The organism is Psychrobacter sp. MF31, assembly GCF_012847335.1.
Taxonomy (GTDB): Bacteria; Pseudomonadota; Gammaproteobacteria; order Pseudomonadales; family Moraxellaceae; genus Psychrobacter.
The window spans coordinates 248,702-271,128 of record NZ_JABBDX010000004.1 but is presented as its reverse complement, the minus strand read 5'-3'; the positions used below and the strand labels follow the sequence as shown (position 1 = coordinate 271,128).

The 22,427-nt window shown below is 44.9% G+C and carries 21 protein-coding genes and 1 tRNA gene; 13 read left to right on the top strand and 9 right to left on the bottom strand.

What is annotated here, in order from left to right:
• Positions 1-57 precede the first annotated feature (57 nt).
• The 4 genes from HF322_RS07525 to HF322_RS07510 all read left to right on the top strand — a co-directional run bounded on the left by HF322_RS07525 (position 58) and on the right by HF322_RS07510 (position 5,757).
• Positions 58-864, top strand: coding sequence for an arylesterase (locus tag HF322_RS07525; RefSeq protein ID WP_169392781.1), 807 nt, complete (start codon positions 58-60; stop codon positions 862-864).
• Between the two features lie 37 nt (positions 865-901).
• Complete coding sequence (locus HF322_RS07520) at positions 902-1,666, top strand: ABC transporter ATP-binding protein (protein ID WP_169392780.1); 765 nt, start codon at positions 902-904, stop codon at positions 1,664-1,666.
• Entirely contained in the window at positions 1,663-4,293 is a 2,631-nt protein-coding gene (locus HF322_RS07515; RefSeq protein ID WP_169392779.1) for an ABC transporter permease, read from the top strand. Before HF322_RS07520 ends, HF322_RS07515 begins: the two co-directional genes overlap by 4 nt.
• A 117-nt stretch (positions 4,294-4,410) precedes the next feature.
• Positions 4,411-5,757, top strand: a complete 1,347-nt coding sequence (locus HF322_RS07510) for a valine--pyruvate transaminase (RefSeq protein ID WP_169392778.1) — start codon at positions 4,411-4,413, stop codon at positions 5,755-5,757.
• Between the two features lie 30 nt (positions 5,758-5,787).
• On the opposite strand, the gene HF322_RS07505 is transcribed toward HF322_RS07510, so the two are convergent.
• From HF322_RS07505 to hisB, 3 genes are all read right to left on the bottom strand, one after another.
• Positions 5,788-6,159, bottom strand: coding sequence for a hypothetical protein (locus HF322_RS07505; protein WP_169392777.1), 372 nt, complete (start codon positions 6,157-6,159; stop codon positions 5,788-5,790).
• A gap of 79 nt (positions 6,160-6,238) precedes the next feature.
• On the bottom strand, positions 6,239-6,871 hold the full coding sequence (hisH, locus tag HF322_RS07500; protein ID WP_169392776.1) for an imidazole glycerol phosphate synthase subunit HisH: 633 nt from the start codon (positions 6,869-6,871) through the stop codon (positions 6,239-6,241).
• Complete coding sequence (hisB, locus tag HF322_RS07495) at positions 6,868-7,503, bottom strand: imidazoleglycerol-phosphate dehydratase HisB (RefSeq protein ID WP_169392775.1); 636 nt, start codon at positions 7,501-7,503, stop codon at positions 6,868-6,870. The genes hisH and hisB overlap by 4 nt, the downstream gene beginning before the upstream one ends.
• A gap of 262 nt (positions 7,504-7,765) precedes the next feature.
• Here hisB and HF322_RS07490 point away from each other — a divergent pair, with 262 nt between their 5' ends.
• From HF322_RS07490 to HF322_RS07460, 7 genes are all read left to right on the top strand, one after another.
• Entirely contained in the window at positions 7,766-8,473 is a 708-nt protein-coding gene (locus HF322_RS07490) for a hypothetical protein (RefSeq protein ID WP_169392774.1), read from the top strand.
• A gap of 62 nt (positions 8,474-8,535) precedes the next feature.
• On the top strand, positions 8,536-8,958 hold the full coding sequence (locus tag HF322_RS07485; protein WP_169392773.1) for a hypothetical protein: 423 nt from the start codon (positions 8,536-8,538) through the stop codon (positions 8,956-8,958).
• Between the two features lie 91 nt (positions 8,959-9,049).
• Positions 9,050-9,125: transfer RNA gene (locus HF322_RS07480), tRNA-Phe, on the top strand.
• A gap of 211 nt (positions 9,126-9,336) precedes the next feature.
• Positions 9,337-9,837: a DUF4385 domain-containing protein gene (locus HF322_RS07475; protein ID WP_169392772.1), complete on the top strand. Its 501-nt coding sequence runs from the start codon at positions 9,337-9,339 to the stop codon at positions 9,835-9,837.
• A gap of 54 nt (positions 9,838-9,891) precedes the next feature.
• Complete coding sequence (locus HF322_RS07470) at positions 9,892-10,584, top strand: phosphoglycolate phosphatase (RefSeq protein ID WP_308811487.1); 693 nt, start codon at positions 9,892-9,894, stop codon at positions 10,582-10,584.
• The gene (locus HF322_RS07465) at positions 10,581-10,781 is read left to right on the top strand and encodes a DUF4177 domain-containing protein (protein WP_169392771.1); all 201 of its coding nucleotides are present in this window, start codon (positions 10,581-10,583) and stop codon (positions 10,779-10,781) included. Before HF322_RS07470 ends, HF322_RS07465 begins: the two co-directional genes overlap by 4 nt.
• Positions 10,782-10,804: 23 nt before the next feature.
• Positions 10,805-10,987: a Fe3+ hydroxamate ABC transporter substrate-binding protein gene (locus HF322_RS07460; protein ID WP_169392770.1), complete on the top strand. Its 183-nt coding sequence runs from the start codon at positions 10,805-10,807 to the stop codon at positions 10,985-10,987.
• Here HF322_RS07460 and HF322_RS07455 read toward each other — a convergent pair.
• Complete coding sequence (locus tag HF322_RS07455) at positions 10,984-12,510, bottom strand: YifB family Mg chelatase-like AAA ATPase (RefSeq protein WP_169392769.1); 1,527 nt, start codon at positions 12,508-12,510, stop codon at positions 10,984-10,986. The two genes, HF322_RS07460 and HF322_RS07455, sit on opposite strands and share 4 nt — an antisense overlap.
• Before the next feature lie 341 nt (positions 12,511-12,851).
• On the opposite strand from HF322_RS07455, the gene hemN reads away from it, so the two are divergent.
• Positions 12,852-14,291 (top strand): oxygen-independent coproporphyrinogen III oxidase, encoded by a 1,440-nt coding sequence (gene hemN, locus HF322_RS07450; protein ID WP_223193230.1) that lies wholly within the window; start codon positions 12,852-12,854, stop codon positions 14,289-14,291.
• A gap of 81 nt (positions 14,292-14,372) precedes the next feature.
• Here the strand turns inward: hemN and HF322_RS07445 are convergent, their stop codons facing one another.
• From HF322_RS07445 to HF322_RS07425, 5 genes are all read right to left on the bottom strand, one after another.
• Positions 14,373-15,836: an esterase-like activity of phytase family protein gene (locus HF322_RS07445; protein ID WP_223193220.1), complete on the bottom strand. Its 1,464-nt coding sequence runs from the start codon at positions 15,834-15,836 to the stop codon at positions 14,373-14,375.
• Between the two features lie 202 nt (positions 15,837-16,038).
• A complete protein-coding gene (locus HF322_RS07440; protein ID WP_223193219.1) occupies positions 16,039-18,348 on the bottom strand; it encodes a FepA family TonB-dependent siderophore receptor in 2,310 nt (769 codons plus the stop codon).
• A gap of 245 nt (positions 18,349-18,593) precedes the next feature.
• A complete protein-coding gene (locus tag HF322_RS07435) occupies positions 18,594-19,451 on the bottom strand; it encodes an SPFH domain-containing protein (RefSeq protein WP_169392768.1) in 858 nt (285 codons plus the stop codon).
• Positions 19,452-19,535: 84 nt separating this feature from the next.
• Positions 19,536-20,021 carry an NfeD family protein gene (locus tag HF322_RS07430; protein WP_169392819.1) on the bottom strand — a complete coding sequence of 162 codons (486 nt, stop codon included), beginning with the start codon at positions 20,019-20,021 and terminating at the stop codon, positions 19,536-19,538.
• Positions 20,022-20,279: 258 nt separating this feature from the next.
• Positions 20,280-20,807: a porin family protein gene (locus tag HF322_RS07425; RefSeq protein ID WP_169392767.1), complete on the bottom strand. Its 528-nt coding sequence runs from the start codon at positions 20,805-20,807 to the stop codon at positions 20,280-20,282.
• A 398-nt stretch (positions 20,808-21,205) separates the two neighbouring features.
• Here HF322_RS07425 and HF322_RS07420 point away from each other — a divergent pair, with 398 nt between their 5' ends.
• The gene (locus HF322_RS07420) at positions 21,206-22,426 is read left to right on the top strand and encodes an 8-amino-7-oxononanoate synthase (protein WP_223193218.1); all 1,221 of its coding nucleotides are present in this window, start codon (positions 21,206-21,208) and stop codon (positions 22,424-22,426) included.
• The last annotated feature ends 1 nt before the right edge of the window (position 22,427 follow it).

Below are 22,427 nucleotides of genomic sequence, written 5' to 3'. Positions count from 1 at the left end.
TTTTATTTGCTAAACTAACCTTGAGCCTTTTTAATTTGACATGGTTAGGATGCAAGTATGCGCTTAAAAAATGGCAATACGCAGCTGCTTACGGTAACGCTGATTGCTGCTCTTGGGGTGGCGCTTAGCGCTTGCCAGCCAAAATCATCTACAGACAATAACCAACCGTCAGCTGATTCACAAAGCACCACGACCAAAACCAATTTACAAAATCAAGCTGCATCGCCAAACGATGTTAAATTAACGCCAATAACCATTTTAGCGCTTGGCGACTCGCTCACCGAAGGTCTTGGGGTGGCAAGCGATGCCAATTATCCGGCGCAATTGCAACGCGCATTGCATCAAAAAGGCTATAAAAATATCCAAGTTATCAATTCAGGGCTAAGCGGTGAAACCAGCACGGGCATGATAAATCGCCTTGATTGGGTCGCGCAAACTCATCCGGACATCACCATTTTAACCATTGGCGCTAACGATGCCATTCGCGGAATTGACGTTGCGATTGTGGATAAAAACATCCGAACGGCAATTGCGAGATTGCAAAATGACGGCAGCGTTATTGTTTTGGGCGGCATGCAAATTTATGACAATTTGGGCAGTGATTACGTTAACGCGTTTTCCAAAATGTATCCAAAAATCGCCAATGATACCGGCTCGGCGCTGATTCCGTTTTTTTTGGAAGGCGTTGCTGCGGATCGTAAGCTAAACCAAGCTGACGCCATTCATCCGACTGCTGAGGGCTATAAAATCGTGGTCAATAGCAATATTTTACCGGTATTAGTGCCAGTCATAGATAGCACGATTCAACAAAAACAAGCTCAAAAAAATGATAATTTAGAAAGTAGCTATGAAAAAAAACAATGAAAAAAACAACCTTTCAGAAAAATAATAAGGTCGCCTTATGACGCCTCAAGCCTCAATGTTAAGTACCACTGACAATCAAAAAAACGCGCCACTATTAATCGCCAAGCAGCTTAATAAATCGGTTCGCCTGGGCGAGCGCCGCCTTGATATTATCAAAAATGTTAGCTTAAGCGTTTTGGCAGGCGAGTTTGTTATCATCATGGGAAAATCAGGCTCAGGCAAATCAACCTTACTTGGGCTTTTAGCGGCTCTTGATTATCCCGACAGCGGCAGCATTGAGCTTGATGGTAAGCTTCTTAATACTTTAAGCGAAGAAGAACTGGCTAAAATCCGTCAGTCAGAAATGGGCTTTGTGTTCCAATCGTTTCATTTATTGCCAACATTGACCGTTAGCGAAAATATCGCCTTTCCCCTTGATATTGCCAAAGCGCCTGATGCTGACCGCGTTCAAGAATTAATTACGGCGGTCAATTTAAACCACCGAAAAGACAACTTGCCCTCTCAATTGTCCGGCGGCGAGCAGCAGCGAACGGCAGTGGCGCGAGCGTTGGTCGCCCGACCAAAAATCGTCTTTGCTGATGAGCCAACAGGCAATTTGGATGAAGAAAACGCCAAGCAAGTGCTTAATTTGCTCCTTGATTTACGCAAAGACTCGGGCAGTGCTTTGGTAGTCGTCACCCACGACTCTGCCCTTGCCAAGCTTGCCGACCGCGTGATTATCATGAAAGATGGCAGCATTGAGGACAGCAGTTTGCAAAATTCGCAAATTGCAAACGCGGCAAAAAGAGAGGTTGAAATTTGAGCCTTGACCATCAAAAAACGCCAAATCCGCCCAATGCTGCCAAATCAAGCGAAACCTTTTTAGCATCGTATTTTTTAGAATTGTTTTTTGGGCGATCACTGGGCAATAAAGCACTCTCACAAGCGTGGTGGCGGCGCTGGATTTATCCACTGCTTTTGCTATTAACGCTAAGCTTATCGCTTGCCACCTATTTAAGCCTTGACTCCATTCAAGCGTCGGTTGATGACTACATCAATGACAATCAGCGCGCCCTTGTTGGCGGCGATTTGATCATTAGCAGCAATCAAGACTGGCCGCCGGAACTGCTTGCCAATATTCAAAAGCTTGACCCTAATAACGTGGTGATGGATTATCGCTTTAACGCCATGCTGACCACCGACAAGCAAACTCAGCTTGGCTATGTCAAAGCCGTTAGCGCCAATTATCCGCTTTATGGCGCGGTCAAACTTGGCTCAAATAAAGCGCTTTGGCAGCAATTATCCGACCAAAATATCATCGTCGCGCCCGAAGTCCTCACCGGACTTAATGCCAAAATCGGCGATAACATCACCATTGGCGAAGGTCAGTTTGTCATTGCTGATACCTTAATCAAAGAGCCCGACCGACCGCTGACTGCCTTTGGATTTGGCGGTCGGGTGATGATGAGTGAGTTGGCGGTTGCCAAAACCAAACTGATTGGCGAGCGCAGCCGCGTCAGCTATAAAATTGCGCTAAAAGGCAGCCCAGATACCATCGATGCCGAGCGCGAAAGCTTAAGCAATATTTTGACCCATTATCCGGACATTAAACTGAGCGACGCGCAATCTGCGGACACCTCCATCACGCGGATTTCGGACAACGTGCTGCTGTTTTTAAAACTGCTGGTTATTGCAGTGCTGCTGCTTGCGTTGGTGGCGATGTTCGGCATCATCACCGCCTTTGTCAATAAGCAGCAACCCGTTAATGCCACAAGGCTTGCGCTTGGTGAATCAAGGCGCGCGGTAAATATCAGCTATTATCGCCTTTTTGCCATTTCCGCTATCCTTTCTTGGCTGATTGCCACGGTATTAAGTATCGGCTTTCTTATCATTGCCAGACCGCAGCTTGGCGCGATTTTACCTGCCGATATTAGCTTGAGCATCAGTCCCATTAGCGTCATTAAAACGCTGATTATTGCCTTGGTGCTCACTTTATTTATCACCCAACGCGCGCTGATAAGCCTTACTAAAATGCAACCTGCGGTGCTGCTTCAAGAAGACACAAGCGCAAACCAAAGCAATTTTTTACCGCAAAAAAAATCATGGCTAAAAGTTATTCTCATCGGCTTGGTACTGTTCGGCTTTTTTACTTTGGAAGCAGGCTCGTGGCAATTGGCACTTGGATTAATGGTTGGCTTAGTTACTGTATTAACAATTTTTTGGGGATTGGCGCAAGCTTGGCTTTGGCTGCTCGCAAAACTTGCCAAACACCATAATGTTGGTCTCTTGCCACGACTCGCCATTCACAATTTATCGCGAAAAGGCAACCAATCGGCGCTGTTTTTTATGACCCTTGCCTTGTCTGTCGCCGTGCTTGCGCTCGTGGCGACGCTCAATCACAGCATCACCAAGCAGTTTGTCACCAGCTACCCAAAAGACGCGCCAAATCTGTTTTTGTTGGACGTTCAAAGCGACCAACACGACAGCATTAATCAAATTATTAACGCGCCGGTGACTTATTTTCCGGTCATTCGCGCCCGCGTGGTCAGCGCAAACGGGGTAAAAGCTGCTGATATCGTGCCCAAAGACGGCTTTGATGACCCAACCCGAGTCTTTAATTTAAGCTACAGCAATGAGGTGATGGACACCGAGTTTATCAAATCAAGTGTTAAAAAAGACGCGCTGTTTGCGCCTGTCAGCCAAGATAAAAGTCAGCTTGCCGGCGCGCTAAAAATGGCGCCGATGTCGATTTTAGATACTGCTGCTGACTTGTTAAACGTCAAAATGGGCGATGAAGTCCGCTTTAATATTCAAGGGATTGAAATCATTGGTAAAATTACCAGTATTCGCTCACGATTTGAACAAGGTCCAAGCCCGTTTTTTTACTTTTTATTTGAGCCGGACGTGTTAGCTAAAGCCCCGCAAATTCAATTTGCCACCGCCCATGTTGAAAAGCAAAATATCGCGCCGATTCAAGGGGAGCTGACGCGGCGCTATCCGGCAATTACTACCATTGATGGCGCGATGATTGCTGAGCAAGTTCAATCGCTCATTGCACAAATGAGCCGATTGGTGTTTGTATTTACCTTGCTAGCGCTGATAACCGGTTTTATGGTGCTGATAAGTTCCTTGCTAGCAACAACCCAAGAGCGCTTAAAAGACAGCGCCTCATATCGTTTGCTTGGCATGCAACAGCGTGATTTGTACGCGCTCAACATCATCGAAATTATCTTGATTGGCTCAAGCGCTGCGGTGTTTTCACTTGTGGTAGCCAGCCTTGGCGCTTGGTTTGTGGTCACCCAAAAATTTCAGCTGCCTTTTAGCTTACCTTGGCTGCAGTTTTTATTGGGGCTTGCCGTGCTGCTGATTATTTTGATTGCCATTGCGCTGATTTACGTTCGCTTGGTGATTGGTCGCGGGATTATGGCACGGGTTCGGGCGCTGATTTAGTTGGTTTAGGCGAAAACGAATTTATCTAAACCATAGTCAAAAGCGTCAACGCCAAAAGCCAAGCTTTGCTATACTAATTTTATTTTTAACTTTCAGACAATGATTTAGGCAAACGTTATGAAATTTTCAAGTTTTGGGCAAAAATTTACCAAGCCCACCGGCATTTCACAATTGATGGATGATTTGGGCGACGCGCTCAAAAGCGATCAGCCCATTAACATGCTTGGCGGCGGCAATCCGGCGCGAATCAATGCGGTGAATGATGCCTTTTTAACGATTTATCAGCAGTTGGGCGCAGCGGATTTACTTGCCAATCAAGCTTTAGAGAATATCGGCAACTATTCCAACCCGCAAGGCGACGGCAAATTTATCGACGCGCTTGTTGATTTTTTTAACCGTCATTACGATTGGCAATTGACCAAAGACAATATCGCGCTGACCAACGGCTCACAAAACGCCTTTTTTTACTTATTTAACTTGTTTGGCGGCGAGTTTGCTGATGAACAAAATCAAAGCGAAAATGACAAAAGTGCCGAAAACAATAAAAAAATAAACAAGTCCATTTTGCTACCGCTTGCCCCTGAATATATCGGTTATAGCGACGTTCAGGTTGGCGGTCAATATTTTAAAGCGGTGCTGCCAAAGATTGAACCTTGCGAGCATGACGGCGATGCCGGATTTTTTAAATATCACGTTGATTTTGACGCCCTTGAAAACTTGCCGGAACTCAACAACGGCGAAATCGGCGCGATTTGCTGTTCACGCCCGACCAACCCCACTGGAAACGTGCTGACTGATGAAGAAATGCAGCGCCTAGCCGCCATTGCCAAACGCTTTGATGTGCCGCTCATCATCGATAATGCTTATGGTATGCCGTTTCCTAACATCATCTATTCCGATGCGACGCTTAATTGGGACGACAACACCATTTTGTGCTTCAGTTTGTCCAAAATTGGCTTGCCCGGAATCCGAACTGGAATTATCGTGGCAAATCCTGAAGTGATTGCAGCGGTCAGCGCGCTAAATGCCGTGGTTAATTTGTCGCCAACCCGATTTGGCGCTGCCATTGCCACGCCGCTGCTGCAAGATGACCGAATGAAAGCCTTATCCGATGAGGTCATTCAACCGTTTTATCAGCAGCAAGCCACCACCGCCGTTCGCTTGTTAAAAGAAGCGCTAGGTGATTATCCGATGCAAATTCATAAGCCGGAGGGCGCGATATTTTTATGGATTTGGCTCAAAGACTTGCCGATTACTACCCTTGAGCTTTACGAGCGCCTAAAAGCAAAAGGCACACTGATTGTGCCAAGCCAGTACTTTTTCCCTGGGGTTGATGTTGATAATTACGACCATGCTCATGAGTGCTTTCGGATGAGTATTGCCGCCGATGAACAAACATTAATTGAGGGCGTAAAAGTGATTGGTGAAGTCGTTCGCGAAATTTATGACAACGCAAACGGTTAATTTGAAAAATTAAGCATAAAAAAAGCTGCGTTAACGATTTAGCAGCTTTTTTGGTTCGGTGATTTTATTAAATAGTTTGGTAAAATAACTTAAAAAATAAAGCACGTAAGGCAGCAGGCAAGTATTGATAAGGTCATGAATGCTGTCGCGAATCTCCTTATCACTTAAACCTTTAAGCCCTGCCTTAATCAGCGTGGGCTTGTTGTCCAAATACTCACCCAAGAGCGCAATCATCGTGACGACAATTAGCGCCATGATACCGCGAGCGCCCAATTTTTTGATAACGGGTCGCAGCACGATTAAGCTCAGTAAATAAATACTCACGCCGACATAAATATGCAGCGCATCTTTATCAAGACCGCTTACAGCAACGATGCCTTCTTTAAAATTGTAAAAATCCACCAAACGCCCCCTAACTGTTAAGAGCGCCTAGTTTACCGCACCGGATTTTCATTAGCGTAAGCCAAATGTAGCTTTTAGATTAAATCTTCCAATCCACAAAGTTCTTGAGCAGTTGCAGCCCTGCGGTGTGGCTTTTTTCAGGGTGAAATTGGGTGGCAAATAAGTTGTCTTGAATCAAGCTTGCGCAAAACGGCTTGCCATAATCGCAAATTGCGGCGACCACGGATGCCTCTTTTGGCGCGCAGTAATAGCTATGGACAAAATAAAAGTACGAGTCCTCAGCAATATTTTTCCAAAGCGGGTGCTCGGTTGCCATCTGATTGATGGTATTCCAGCCTATATGCGGGACTTTTAACACCTTGCCTTGAGCGTTAAATAATGGGTTATCAAAGGCGTTGACCGACCCTTTTAAAATCTCTAAGCACGGTGTTCCGCCATTTTCCGCCGACGACTCAAACAGCGCCTGCATTCCCACGCAAATTGCCATCACCGGCTTGTTAAAAACCGCCGATTTAATCACCTCATCGATGCCAGCATCTTGCATGCCAAGCATACAATCGCGCATTGCGCCGACGCCCGGAAAGACGATTTTATCCGCTGCCGCCACCACTTTGGGGTCAGCGGTGATGCTCACTGTCGCCCCAACACTCGCCAGCGCCTTTGCCGCCGAGTGCAAATTTCCCATTCCATAATCGAGTAATGCGATTTTCATAAAGCCTCTTTGGTTGATGGCAAGGTGTTCAGCGCTCGCGGGTCGTACTCGCAGGCCATGCGTAGCGCTCGGGCAAACGCTTTAAAGGTACATTCAATTTGGTGGTGGCTGTTTTTGCCTTTTAAATTATCCAAATGCACCGTCATCCAAGCGTGATTGACAAAGCCGTAAAAAAATTCGCTAAATAAATCGACATCAAACGTGCCCACGTGCGAGCGGGTGAATGGAATATCCATGTGCAGCCCCGGGCGACCTGAAATGTCCACCACGGCGCGGGTTAACGCTTCATCAAGCGGCGCGTAAAAATGACCGTAGCGGCGGATGCCTTTTTTATCGCCAAGGGCTTTAGCAAATGCTTGCCCAAGGGTGATTCCGGTGTCCTCAACGCTGTGGTGGTCGTCGATATAGGTGTCGCCCGTGCATTTAATGTCCAAATCAAACAGACCATGACGCTTGATTTGGTCAATCATATGGTCCAAAAACGGCACGCCCGTATCGACCACCCCTTGACCGGTACCATCAAGGTTGACCGTACAGATCACTTGAGTCTCGGCAGTGTTGCGCTCAACGGTGGCGGTGCGGTCAGGACGATTGGCAAGGACTTTTGTGTCATCAGTCAAATTGGCGGTCATGGCTACTCTCAATAATAAATCGTCAATAATGAACGTCGGTTTTAGGTGTTAGCTTTGGATGTCAAATTTTGGCGGTCGATTTTGGCGTCAATAACCATGGGTTATCAAAATCGAACCATTGAAAAGTTCTGCTTATGATAGCAAACCCTGTGATAATCGGCTATGGCTTGGCAGGATTGCGGGTAAATATTTATAAAGGTAATTAAAATATTCGCAAATCATTTATAATATTACTTTTGTTTACTAAGTCAGGATAGGAAAAATGCAAGTTAATATTAATACTTCAACTAAGGTTGCCCTGCTTTTTTGTGGTGCCCTTATGAGCAGCAGTGTTTTTGCAGAAAACGTCATTCCTAAAGGTGCAAGCAACCTACCAAGTTTAGAATTTGGGGCACTGGTCAAAACATACATGATTGATAGCACGTCAAAAAGTACTTGGAACTTCTCGACCAATAGCCAAAATATACTTTGGGATTCTGGTATTAGTTGGAATACCAATACTAAAAAATATGAAAAAGACGGATTTGTGAGATTACAGTTTGATGGGTTTAAATTAAAGGAAAGTGCTTATGACAATCCAAAAAAAGTTCGACCCGAAGCCGCTTGGAATATTAACTACTCAGGAACAAATAAAAGTAATGTCAACCAAATAACAATTGAGCACTTTTTAGGTGGATTTTTATCAAGTACGGATGAAATAGAAATACCTGCTATTCAGTCTCTAACAAAATATAATATTAATTATCATCCAGTCTGCATCCATAAATACATATTCGGTAACTATAGCACGGCATATAAACTCTCTGTTTTAAAGAAAAAGGATATTTACCTATTATCAACTGTTTCAACTGGTGGTTCTGGTAATCTTTCTGTAAGTTATATTTTGTTTCCAAATAAAAAGGATTTTTTAGATTATTTTTACGACTTCACAGATACAGATGATGATAGTTCAAACTGTATTTCTTTTTAGATAAAAACTATATAAACAAAACTCTGCTAAAATAATCTTTATATTTCCATCAGGAACTTGCCATGCCCCTTGAAGCCTTTGCCATCACCCGCCTTGATGCGCCGCTGATGAAAAAACCCGCCCGAAAAAACGAGCTTGCCGAGCGCCTAAAAGACCTTTATGATGCTGACGACAGCCACCCTGACGGCGATAGCGTACTAAACCTTATCGAAGCCAGCTTTGCGCGCGGCGGCTGCCTTTATGTGGGGATGTTTAACGACAAGCCCATCGCGGCGGTCGGCTGCTTTGATGACGGTCAAACCAACAGCAAGCGCTTACAATACCTCACCGTGCATCCGCAAAATCGCGGTCGCGCCATCGATGCCAAATTTATCAAAATGGTCTATGACCTTGAAGTCAAAAAAGGCGTCCGAGCGTTTGTTCCTGCCGAAACTTCGATTCACCAAATCATGAGCGATTACGGCTTGCTTGCTCTTGACGGCTAATTTTGCCAAAAATGGCAACTATTTTGACTTTTTTAGAAAAATATCTTGACAGTAGCACTAATATTTAGTTTAATAGCGCCTCAACGACATTGGCTCGATAGCTCAGTCGGTAGAGCAACGGATTGAAAATCCGTGTGTCGGCAGTTCGATCCTGCCTCGAGCCACCATTCGTTGACCAGTTTTTAAAAGCCTCACTCCTTTGGGATTGAGGCTTTTTTTATGGTTAAATTTTTATCTTTTAAAAGCAAATAATCAAAAAAACAAATAGCCCAAAGCCGTCAGTCACGGTTTATAACAGTTTTGCGCCAACCTTTTGCCTATACTAAATCATGGCAAAGCTGAGCTGTGGCAAAGCTAAGCCGTGGCAAAGGAGGCATTATGGCGGAATTTGATTACGATTTAGACTACAAAGCGCTTGATTTGCGCGCACACCCTGAACTTTACCGTATCGGTCGCGGCGAGCAAGGCGTGCTTTTAGTTGAGCCGTATAAGTCAGAAATCCTGCCGCATTGGCGCTTTGCTACGCCTGAGGCTGCCCAAAAAAGCAGCGACACCATTTATCAGATGTTTTTGGACTATTTGGCGGCAGGCGACTTTGTTGGTGCGGACATGGCGCGCAAGTTTTTGCAAATGGGCTTTACCCGAGCGCGCCGCTACGCCAATCATAAAGGCGGCAAAAAATATAAAGGCGCGGTTCCCGATGATAAAAAAGGTCAAAGCGGCGCTCATGGTCGCGACGAGTTGCCACGGCAGGTTGAAGACCCAATCAAAGCCGAATCAGCGCGAATTTTTAAAGAAAAATGGGACTTGTGCCGAGAAAACAGTGATTATCAAGCGCAAAAATCTGACCACAAACGCCGTTATGAAAGCGCCAAGTAATAAACTTCCAATGCCAAATCAGCCGTCTAAATAATAAGAATAAGGAAAAATTTCGTGCAACAAAAACAATTACTCATGTTTGATTTTGATGGCACGCTGATTGATAGCGTTGCCGATTTGACCGCCGCTGTTAACGTCATGATGCAGCATCTTGGTCGCGACCCCTACCCGCTAGAAACAATTAAAACTTGGATTGGCAATGGCGCGTTAATGCTGGTGAAGCGCGCGCTGTCAGGCGACATTCAAGTTAATGAGTCGCTTTCAGAATCCGAAATTCAAGAGTCTGAGCGCTTATTTTTAGCCGCTTATGAGGCGCTTGACTGCTCGCAAACCATCGCCTACCCCGATGTCACCTCAGGCTTAAATAAGCTTCATCATGCTGGCTTTACCTTAGCGCTGGTCACCAATAAGCCCATCCGCTTTGTTCCCAAAATTATCAATTATTTTGGCTGGTCGCCGCTGTTTTCAAATCTGATTGGTGGTGACAGCTTGCCGCAAAAAAAACCGGATGCCGCGCCACTTTTGCACACTTGCCAAACGCTAAATATTGACCCAAAAAACGCGGTGATGATTGGCGACTCGATTAATGATATTTTAGCCGGAAAAAATGCCGGAATTGACACCATTGGGCTGTCTTACGGCTACAACTACGGTCAAGATATTAGAGATTGCAATCCCAATTTTGCCTTTGATGACTTCTCTGAGCTGACCGAATTTTTACTTAATACCTATCGAGAACAACAATGAACTACGAATATCAATTTATAAAAATAGAATTTAAGCGGCTAACCGGCGAACCACGTGAAAATTATCAGGATATTATCATTGAGCAAGCTAAGCAAGGTTGGCGCTTTGTTCAAATTTTCTCTCCTGATTTTGTTACTTCAGGAGTAGCCGTTGGTTCATATTTTGAGTTGATCTTTGAGCGCTCTAGTCAACAGTGACTTTAGCATTCAAGGATAAGGACATGTTTATTAAACGCCCATTATACTGCGCCAATTGCGGTAAAGAAGTGAATGGTGGCGAAACCATTTTTGCCAAAATGCCCGCGCCAGAAAATATCGTCATGGTCGAAATTAAAGCATACTTAAAAAAGAACAGCACCATTTTTTGTGAAGCTTGCTTTAAAAACGAGTCAGCAAAACTTTAAGCTTTACTGCGATAACTGAGCGCCTCGGACAAATGGCGGCTGTCGATCGTGTCACTTGCTGCCAAATCGGCAATGGTTCGCGCCACCCGCAAAATTCGGTGATAACTGCGAGCGGATAAATTAAGCTTTTCTTGAGCGACTTGCAATAGTTGCTGCTCAGTTGCGCCAAGGATGGCAAATTTGTCCAAATCGCTTGGGGTCAGCTCACTATTGGCTTTATTTTGGCGTAAAAGTTGCCGCTCATAAGCTTGACTTACTCGAAAACGAACGTCAACAGAGGCTTCACTGGCTTGCGCGTTTTGCAAATCGCTAATTGGCAATGCAGGAACGGTAATATGTAAATCAATTCGGTCAAGTAATGGTCCTGACAACTTATCCTGATAGCGCTTGACCTGCTCAGGTCGGCAGCGGCAACGACCAGACGGGTCGCCATCAAAGCCGCAAGGACACGGATTCATCGCGGCTATCAGCTGAAAATTTGCCGGAAACGTCAATTGGGAGCTGGCGCGGCTGATGGTGATTTGTTTGGCTTCTAACGGTTGCCGCAGTACTTCCAAGACGCTGCGCTCAAATTCGGGCAATTCATCTAAAAAAAGCACGCCTTTATTGGCAAGGGTAATCTCGCCAGGCCGCGGTTTTGAGCCGCCACCAACCAACGCCACTGCCGAAATCGTATGATGGACTTGACGAAAGGGTCGCGTTCCAAAATGATAATCGCTGTCGGCAATTGAATAGGTGCTTGCCACCTCAAGCGCTTCCTCGCTGCTCAGCTCCGGCAAAATCGTTGGCAAGCGCTCTGCCATCAAGGTTTTTCCCGACCCTGGTGGCCCTGTAAATAATAGTGAGTGACCGCCGGCTGCGGCAATCTCAAGGGCGCGGCGGGCATGATGCTGACCTTTAACGTCGGCTAAATCGACCGAATATTGAGCTTGATTTTGGCTAAAATCAGGCTGAACGACCGCTAAAGGCTCGGCGTTGATGCTCGTAGCAGCTGCGGTTTGGATTAAACTTTGCAAATGCGCGCAAACGGCTTTTAGATTAGGCGCGGCAAGTACAGTCAAACCTTCAACGCGAGCCGCCTCCTTACCATTATCATTAGGAACGATCAGCTGCTTGACCTTTGATTTTGCAGTCATCATGGCGCGAGCAACGGCAAGGCTTCCGGAAACCGGTCGCAAATCACCATTTAAAGCAAGCTCACCGATAAACTCAAAATTACTTAGCGTTTCGGCATCAATTTGACCGCTTGCTGCCAAAATACCAATGGCAATTGGCAAATCAAGGCGAGCGCCGTCTTTGGGCAAATCAGCAGGGGCTAGATTAATCGTCAATCGGCGGTTGGGAAACTGAAATCCTGAGGTCAAAATCGCTGAGCGAACGCGGTCTTTACTTTCTTTGACCGCCGTGGCAGGCAAGCCAACAATGGTTAGCGCCGGCAAGCCTTGCGACAAATGAACTTCAATCACTACTTCAGGCGCGTGAAGCCCAACCACCGAGCGCGTAAATACTTGCGCAAATGACATGATATTTCCCAAATTGCGTTAATTGCTAACGATAATAAATCAATCTTTATAACTGCGCAATTGTTTTGCCTTAACTTAAAATCGCTGACCTTTGTTAGTGTCCTGATTAATCCTTAATCTTAATGCTGATTTGCAGTCAAGCTTTGTTATAATGGTCTAAGCTTAATTATCACGCCGCTCATAAAAACGACTGCTGATAATTTGCCGCCTTATTTTTATAAAAGGAAAGTCAGATGCCAAACTCTACCCCAAATCTTAATGCTCAAGACTTTTCGCCGCAAGAGATGCCAACGACCACCAGACCCATTGAGGACTTACTTCAGCGCCAAAGCCCGTACGCGATGATTGAGGGCAGCCTTGGCAGCAAAAAACTGCCTAAATTTGATGAAGCGCTTATTCAAAAATATAACCGCTCAGGACCTCGCTACACCTCCTACCCAACCGCGCTTGAATTTGCGCCAATTGCTGACGGGGTGGAAGTCAAAATTTTAAATCAGCGCGAAACTGCCGCGCCATTATCGCTTTATTTTCATATCCCCTTTTGCCGCCACCTTTGCTATTACTGCGCTTGCAATAAAATCATTACCAAAAAAAATAGCGACTCAGGCGACTATTTAGAATATCTCATGAGCGAGATTACCGCCAAACACAAGCTGCTTGCCAACGCGGCGAATCAGTATAAGCCGTTTGTAAAACAGCTGCATTTTGGCGGCGGCACGCCAACATTTTTGCAAGATGAAGAGTTGGTTCAGCTTTGGCAGTTTTTACAAGATAAGTTTGAATTTGCCCCAGAGAGTGAGGGCGATTATTCCATCGAAATTGACCCGCGCGAGCTTGGTGACAATACGCTTGCCACCTTGCGAAATCTTGGCTTTAACCGAATCAGCTTGGGCGTTCAAGATTTGGACAATCAAGTTCAAATTGCGGTCAACCGCGTTCACGATAGCGAGCTGATTGCCAATGTTTTAACTGAAGCTCGTAAATTGGGCTTTCACTCCATCAATTTAGACTTGATTTATGGTCTGCCGCACCAAACCCCTGACAGCTTTGCCAACACCGTTGCGCAAATCCTTGAAATGAGCCCTGATCGCTTATCGGTGTTTAACTACGCGCATCTGCCTGAACGCTTTAAGGCTCAGCGACAAATCAAAGACGAGGATTTGCCAACGCCAAGCGAAAAATTAACCATTTTAGGTAATACCATCAACACCTTAACCGATGCCGGTTACCAATATATTGGCATTGACCACTTTGCCAAACCTGACGATGAACTGGCAATTGCTCAGCGCGAAGGCAAGCTGCACCGTAACTTTCAAGGCTACACTATCATGAGCGATTGCGATTTGGTCGGTTTTGGGGTGTCGGCAATTAGCCAAATCAGCAACGCCACCAGTCGCTATATGTTGCAAAACGCCACCGATTTGCAAGATTATGAGAACAGCGTATTGGCAGCAAAAAACAATCCGGCGACGCTTACCGCGGTTAAATATATCAAAACGTCAATTAAAGACCGCCTTCGCGAGTACGTGATTATGAACTTACTTTGCCATGATTATCTTGATTTTAAAGACGTCAATCAAAAATTTGGCATCGATGCGGTCACTTATTTTATTGATGAAATCGAGCAGCTTGGGGAAATGCAAGCGGATAAGCTCATTGATATGGACGCCGCCGGAATCCGTATTTTGCCTAAAGGTCGCCTGCTTGGTCGTAACGTAGCGATGGTATTTGATGAATATTTGGGCAAAAAACATCAAAATAGATTTTCGAAGGTGATTTAATTTTTTAAAATGGTTGTATCTTGATAATAAAAAAGACCTCGAAGTAAGGTCTTTTTTTGGCACTAATGATTGTCAAAAAGTTTACTGAGCTTTCGGATCAATGACATATAAGCGATTAACGTCCAATATCTTATTGTCTTTATCCAAATATTTTTGCAAAATCACATTGTTTTGGGTTTCCACCGAAAAGTCATCATCGTTAATCAGTCCAAGCTTGCCATCTCGGCGCAGCCACAATCCTTCAAGCTTATCATGCGGATAGTTGAGCGCCGCGACGGCATCAAGCACCAACTGTTTTTTAACAGGGCGAATTTTTAGTTCAAGTAATTTTTCTAAAACATCCGAGCGCCCTGCTGACCACTGCTCAAGGGTTTTATTGTCAATCATCAGCCCAAGTTTAGGGTCATAAGTCATGCGTTTGGACGGGGTTAAATTTTGAATGTTTGTGGCGCCTTTTAAATCAATTTTGTAAATGTGCTTTTGCGAGTTGGTATCTTGCAGCGGAAATTTGCCATCGCGCTCAATCACGTAAAACTCATGATCGTTAATGGCAACAATGCCAGAATTGGAATATCCAGCTTGATTTTGTGGGTAAAGGTATTGGCGCAATTCACCCGATTTTAAATTGAGGCTCACAATTCGCGTCAGCACACTTTTGCGACCGGATTTGTCGGGGTTGTCCATGGCGGATTGCATGATGCCAACTAAGGTGCTTTGATCCGGCGTGATGGTCAAGCCTTCCATACCACGATTGGCGCGGCGATTGGCAAATTCAGCGGGCAGCAGGATTTTTTTGCCATTTACCACGACATTATTGCGCGGATCATTGGCAAAGGCGTTAATGCGACCAATCTCCCTGCCCGCTTGATTATAATGGACGATATGCGGTCCATATTCATCACTAACCCAAAACGTACCGTCATTGAGCGCCGCCAAACCTTCAGCATCCAAGCCATTCAAATCTGTTTTGGTGGGGTTGGTTTTGGGATCAAAAGGCAAGTTGGGATGAACGGTCAGCGGCGCGCCTTGCAGATCATAAGCAATTTCATGGGTCGCGCCAAATTCGCTTGGGTTGGGAAGACCATTAATCGGTTTATTTTGCGCCGTTTTTAAAACGATTTGTTTAATAAGCCGGATTTGTCCTGAATTGGTCAGCTCAAATAAGCCAATTTTAGGCGAATAATCGGGGATTAAAAACTGCTTGCCCTCGCCTTGAGCGCCTATAAAATCCGTATTGGGACCGCGATCGGTGAGCGCGTAAAATTGATTGGGCTTGCTTGGATGCGCAGCAGCATCAGAACCAAAGCCGCCATTGTGGATTTTAATGGTTTGGTTGGTCGTTGGCGCGCCCCAATCGGCTTTTAATAGGGTAAATGGTAAAGCAATTCCTGAGTTCACTGAATTACTAGCGAGTTGATGAGACGCGTCTTTATTGAGCGCGACTTGAGCATGGGCAAGTGACTGACCCCCAAGGATGCCCATTGTGGCGATAACTAAACCATGAACATATCTTTTTTTTAATATCTGAATTTTTGACTCTGTCAAACGTTTAGGCTTTAAAATCATTATAATTACCCTTTTATAAAAATGCTGATCACCCTAAAAAATAATCAATTACCACCCATCAAAATTAAATCAGCAAGCTTAGTGTAAGCAAAAATTATGACAGCCATAAGACAGTGCGTTTGAAAGTGAGCCATAAAAAAGCCGCTCAAATCAAGCAGCTTTTTTTATTTTAAATTGCAAATTAAAAATCAAGCTTGATGCTCGCGGTATAATAACGCCCCGGCTCATTAAAGGTTCGCGCTCCTGCATTGACGCCGGTGCCTTCACGCTTCACGGTTTCGTCAAATAAGTTTTTAACACCAGCCCCAAGGCTTAAATTGTCCGTCACTTGATATCGGGTATTGACGTCAACCACGGCATAAGGCTTGACATCCAAAAGCTCGCCTTGCAAGGGATCATTGGTCGTCACTGAGCGCTTGGGCGCGGTAATATTGCCGTAATAGCTGACCCCAAGACCGGCGTACCAGTCAGGTGTCACGTTCCAATCAACGTTGGTATTGACCGTATAGCGCGGGATTAAGGAGAGCGCCTCACCATTGTCTTTACGCTCCGAGCGCAAATTGGTGGTCAAGTTGGTGTTCCAAACCAAGCTATCAGTGACAGGAACGGTCACAAAGCCTTCAAGACCTTCAATGATGGCATCGCCTTGGTTTTCCCAGCGGTAAACACCCGCTTTATTTTGATCCGCAATTTCTGGATCAAAATCGGTGTAACCGGCGGCAATGCGATTTTTATAATCATTATGATAATAGGTCAATCCTGCGCCAAGTCCTGTGCCATCATCATAAGTGAAGGTTAACTCTTTATTTAGCGAGGTTTCATTGTCCAAATCCGGATTTCCTAACACATAACAGCCGCCACCGTTATTCCCGCCAGCAAAGGCGCTGTTTTGACCATCAGGACAGCCGTTGCCTTTGGTGTAATACACATAGTTGGGGTTCAATTGGAACAATCCGGGCGCTTTAAAGGCGCGGCTGACCCCCGCTTTTACTGACCAATTGGGGCTAAAGTGCCAAGTTGAGTTGAGACTGGGCGATAAATTTACTCCCGCTTTGTCATGATAATCCACGCGAAGCCCTGGGGTCACAAACCAATCATCGGTAACTTGATAATTGTCCTCAACATAAGCGCCAATCAAATAAGATTTGGAAATGGGATCACGGCTGCTCGGATCGTTACTGGTTCCTGGGATATCAATCGACCCATCCGCGATTTTTTGCTGATTACTTGCTGAGTCATTTAAGCGCTCACCGCGAAACTCGCCGCCTGCGGTGACCGTATGGCGATCAAAGTATAAATCCCATTCTGACTTGGCATTTAACGTGTCGTATTTAGACTTTGTCCATTGGCGATCGCCATTTTCAGGCGTTGCAATCTGACCTTCACCGCCGCCGGCAAGACCTTCGCCTAAGCGCTCATTGTCCATTCGGTTAAATTCAAGGTAGCTGTTGGCGCGCGTGTTGTCCGTGTCATATTTATGGGTTAACGCCACGCCATAGCGGGTCAATTCATTGGTGGTTGTCCCGTACAAGTCATTAATCAAATCCTCATTGATGACTTGAAATTGTGAATCACCCGCCCAGCGATTTTTTTGGTTGCTAAAGTTGACTTCAACGCCAAAGGTATTGATGGCATCCATCGCGTATTCAAACAGTTGGCGAACGTCAACATTTTGAACCCCTTCGCGACCGGCGGCAATGGATTTATTGCCTTTTGAGTCCGTCACAGCAGAATCGGCATTAATATAAGCATCATCGGGCTTGCTGTCGTGGTAGCCAAGCGTGGTTCGATAGGACAATTTATCGTTGATGGGACCTGCCATATTGACCCCAGTACGCCAGCTTGCGCCTTCAAGATCGTTTTCAGGATATTCATAATGACCGGTGATAGAGTATTCCGCTTGAGTTGGCGATTTGGTAATGATATTGACCACGCCGCCCATACTTCCTGAGCCATAACGCGCCGCTGCAGGACCCCGAAGCACCTCGATGCGCTCAATGGCGGATGGCGGCACCCACTGCGAGTCGCCGCGACTGTCACGCTCGCCTGCGCGACCTAAGCGAATGGCATTTCGCGCGGTCACTGGTCGACCATCAATCAAAATGAGCGTGTTATCAGGTCCCATACCGCGCAAATCAATCTGGCGCTGGTTGCCGCGCTGACCTGAGGTTGATGATCCCGATAAATTTACCCCTGGCATTTTACGAACAATTTCGGCAATGTCATTGCTAACAGGCTGATTTTCAAGCGTCTTTTCGCCGATGATGGACAGTCCTGCGGCTTGTTTTAGCTCATCTTTGGCAGCTTTTACCACAATGGTATCAAGCGTCGCTGACGGCTTATCAGCCAATTCTTCTTCTGCGGTCGCTGCCATAGCTTGCGCGCTAATCAGGGTTGAGGCGCCCATAACCGCTAAGCAAAACTGAAGGTAGGATAAGCGAAAGGTGGGAAGTAAAACCGCACAGCGGCGGCTCTTTGCTTGACTTGACATAAAAAATCCTTGAGCCATCAGCACAAAAAACAATCCAACTTGCGGCTATTTTTTGTGCTCAAATCATCACTTAATAATAAATGCGTTAACTTTCACAGCATTTCTTAGCAAATCTTAATAAACCGATGCTAAAAATTGCTGGATTGTTAAAATTTATAAATAGTAATATAAATGATAATTAGTTTCAATTAAAATCTAAATTAATTTAACTTTGGCTCAAGTTAATGATGCAAATGACTTTTAAACTAGGTTTTGATTTTATCGCCAACCAAGCCTTTTACGGTCGTTAAAATATCGGCAGGCAATACCACCATTTTTGAGTTGTCTGATTCTGCCAAATCGCGCATAGCTTTGATGTACTGCTCACCTAATAAATAAATGATCGGCATTTCTTCCTCGCCCATCGCACCGGTAATCAAGCGAATGGACTCTTCAGAACCTTTGGCAAGCACGACTTGAGCTTCAGCGTCACGGCGCGAGGCTTCCAATCTGCCATCCGCTTCCAAAATCGCCGCTTGTTTTTGACCATCAGCTCGGGTAACGGTTGCTCGGCGTTGACGCTCGGCGGCGGCCTGCTCTTCCATTGCCATTTGCATGGTTGATGAGGGATTAATATCTTGAATTTCAACTGTTTTTAAGGTGATTCCCCAATCGGAGATATCCTCAGAAATCGCAAGCTTTAATTGAGCTTTGATTTGATCGCGGCTTGATAACGCGCTGTCCAAATCCATCTCGCCAATGATCGATCTGAGCGAGGTTTGCACCAAATTGCGGATGCCATATTCATAATCTTCAATGCCATAAACCGCGCGCTCAGGATGAACAATATTGATATAAGATACAGCATTGGCAATGATCACCACGTTATCGCGGGTGATAACTTCTTGCGAGGGAATATCAAGAACGATGTCTTTAGTGGTCACTTTATAAGCGACCGAATCCACATAAGGGATGATGATATTGAGCCCCGGCTCTAAGGTTTGATGATATTTCCCAAGGCGCTGGACGATCCACTTATAGCCTTGCGGAACAATACGAACCCCTTTAAAAATGGTGAATACCACCAATAATACCAGCACCAAAATAACAATAGTTAACCCCATAATGTTCTCCTTATCACAATGTTCTCCTAATTATTTGTTAAATCTTAGCGGTTTATTTGGCTTCTTTATTTGTTTAAAAAGTTATCATGCCTTATGAGAAATAACTTGCTCATCCAAGCGCTTTGCTGGCGCGACAATCAACTCATTACCGCTGATATCGACCACAACGACACGATCACCAACCTCAACTCCTTGCTCGCGAGTCCGGCAAAACCACTCATCGGCGCCAACAATCGGAACACTAAATCGAACGCGACCCAATTGATTGCCTTGGGGTTTGACAATAAGCATTCCCGTTTCCCCAATAATCACACTGCCGCCAAGCCCCGCTTTGGTGCGATCGACCGATAGAGGTTTGATATATTTAAACCAAGCAATCATCAGTAGCACAGCTAAACCTAGCCAAATTAGCACTTGCCAAAGTATCGAGATCGGCAGTAACCAAGCTAAAGCGGCAACTATTATCGCTGCCGCCCCAAACCAAAGGCTGGCAAACGTGGGAATAAACATCTCCACAATCATCAGCACAATTCCAAGAACCAACCAATGCCACGGCTCAACAGCAAACATCCACTCCATCACGGCTCCTTGTTAGCAATTTAAACCGTTAGATTTAAAATTTTAGTGATCACTGATTAATAATGTAACATACTTTTGTTATGAAAATTGCCGAATTGCCAAGTAAAAATTCAATATTTTCAATCGCATAATTAGCGTAAATTTTTAAAAGCAAAAAAAAACGACCACTCAAGGTGATCGTTTTTTAGGACTTTTAGCTATTAACTTATTAATATAAAATTTGATTTATATTAAGCTATTAAGCCATTATTAGAATTTTAAGTTAGCGCCAACCGTCATTAAGTTGGTATCGCCATTTAAAATGTCGTATTCAGCTTCAAGACCGAAGTTTGGATTCACTGAGTAGCCAAGACCAACACCGCCTGCTAGGCTAGTTTTGCTGCTGTCCACATTGCGGAAAGTGCTTGAGCCTTTCACTTTAGTTTCAGCGATACCTAGTTTACCTTTTGCGTAAAGTCCGGTATTTGGGAAGCCATAGCGGTAAGTACCATAAGCGCCGTAAGTTTTGGCATCGATGTCGCCGTTGTAGTAATCGGCATCATCTGATCCAACATATTCAGCTTCAACGCCGAAGTTTGGATCAAAGTTGTAGCCAGCAACAACACCATAAGCGGTTGGATCTTTTGCGCCATCTACATCAAGATCAAATTTACCTACTTTTGCGCCAACATAAGGTTGACCAGTATAGCCGTTGCCATAAGAGACGGCTGCTTGAGCGCCTACAGTAAGTAATGATCCAGCTGCAAGAGCAAGTAGAGTTTTTTGTAGCGTTTTCATCGTCATCTCCTTAAAATCACTTTTACAAACAAGTTATTTATTTAGTTGGAATCATCCAAGTTTGATAAAGAGTATCTTTTCAAACCATCGCCTTGTCTGTTAACGATGATTATATAGTAACAAATCATGTCGTTTTCTCTGTCAGTGTTTAATAGGTCGCGAGTTAATTTTTGCTATTATTTGTCATCTGCTGAGTTACAAAGCCGGTGCTATGAAAACTTTTGTTACATTAGCTGGTGTTTAGCAATATTTTAGCTAATAATTATCGCGATTTTTGACGCTTTGATGGCTTATAAAATTTTTAAAGTCATTATAATCGTTAAGTGAATACCGAAATGATAATTTTCGTCTCAAATCTTTGACATTAATGACTACTTTTAAAGCTTAAGGACAACTAAATGGCAATGACTCAGGCTTTGCAATCGGCATTAATGACGCTAAAAAACAAGCAGCAATACCGGCAACTGACCCAATTGTCGCAATCTGGATGTTATATTAAAGATGGCGATCAGCTGATGCTAAATATCGCCAGTAATGACTACTTAGGATTATCCACAAATAGCGATTTGCAGACTGAATTTTTTGAAAAAGTGACTGCCAACTGCTTTGAGTTGCCAAAAATGAGCGCAGTATCCTCGCGGCTGATTACGGGAAATAGCGATGAGTTACAACAACTTGAAGCTGATTTAGCAGCTTGGCATCACGCTGCATTGACTGACGATCAAGCCCTCCATAAAAAAGCTGCGCTCGTTATCAACAGCGGCTATCATGCCAATTTGGGGATTTTGCCGGCGCTGACGGCAATTGATTTGCCAACGCTGATTTTAGCGGACAAGTTGGTTCATGCCAGCTTGATTGATGGGATTAAACTCAGCCAAAGCCGTCATTGCAGCTATCGCCGCTATCGTCATAATGATTATGATCAGCTTGCTCTGATGGTTGCAAAATCGGATGCCAAACGCATCATCATCGTCACCGAAAGTATTTTTAGTATGGATGGCGATTGCGCAGATTTGCAAAAGCTTGCGGCAATCAAAGCGAATGACGCTCGCGTTGAGCTTTATGTCGATGAAGCTCATGCGGTAGGCGTTTTAGGTCATCAAGGCTTGGGACTTGCAGAATTGTCCGGAACGCTTACCGATATTGACTATTTGGTGGGAACGTTTGGCAAAGCCTTTGCCTCGGTTGGCGCTTATATTTTTTGTGATGATATTGCAAAAGAGTGGCTCATCAATCAAATGCGACCGCTGATTTTTAGCACCGCATTGCCGCCAATAAATCACGCTTGGACGCGTTTTATTTTGGCAAAAATGCCGAAGCTTTTGGCAGAGCGCAAGCATTTAAGACAAATCTCAAATGAGCTTTATAAAGCCATTAGCCAAAAAAACGACAGTAACGGGTTTACTTTGCCACCGCAAAACATCGCCACGCCGATTATTCCTTATATTTTGGGAAGCAATGCGCGCGCGCTACAAAAGGCAGAAGCGCTTAAAGCTGCCGGATTTTATGTTCAAGCGATCCGCCCGCCAACCGTTCCTGTCAATACCGCAAGACTACGATTGGTCATGAATGCGGCAATGAGCGGCGATGACGTTAAAACACTTATTGCCGCGCTCTAGT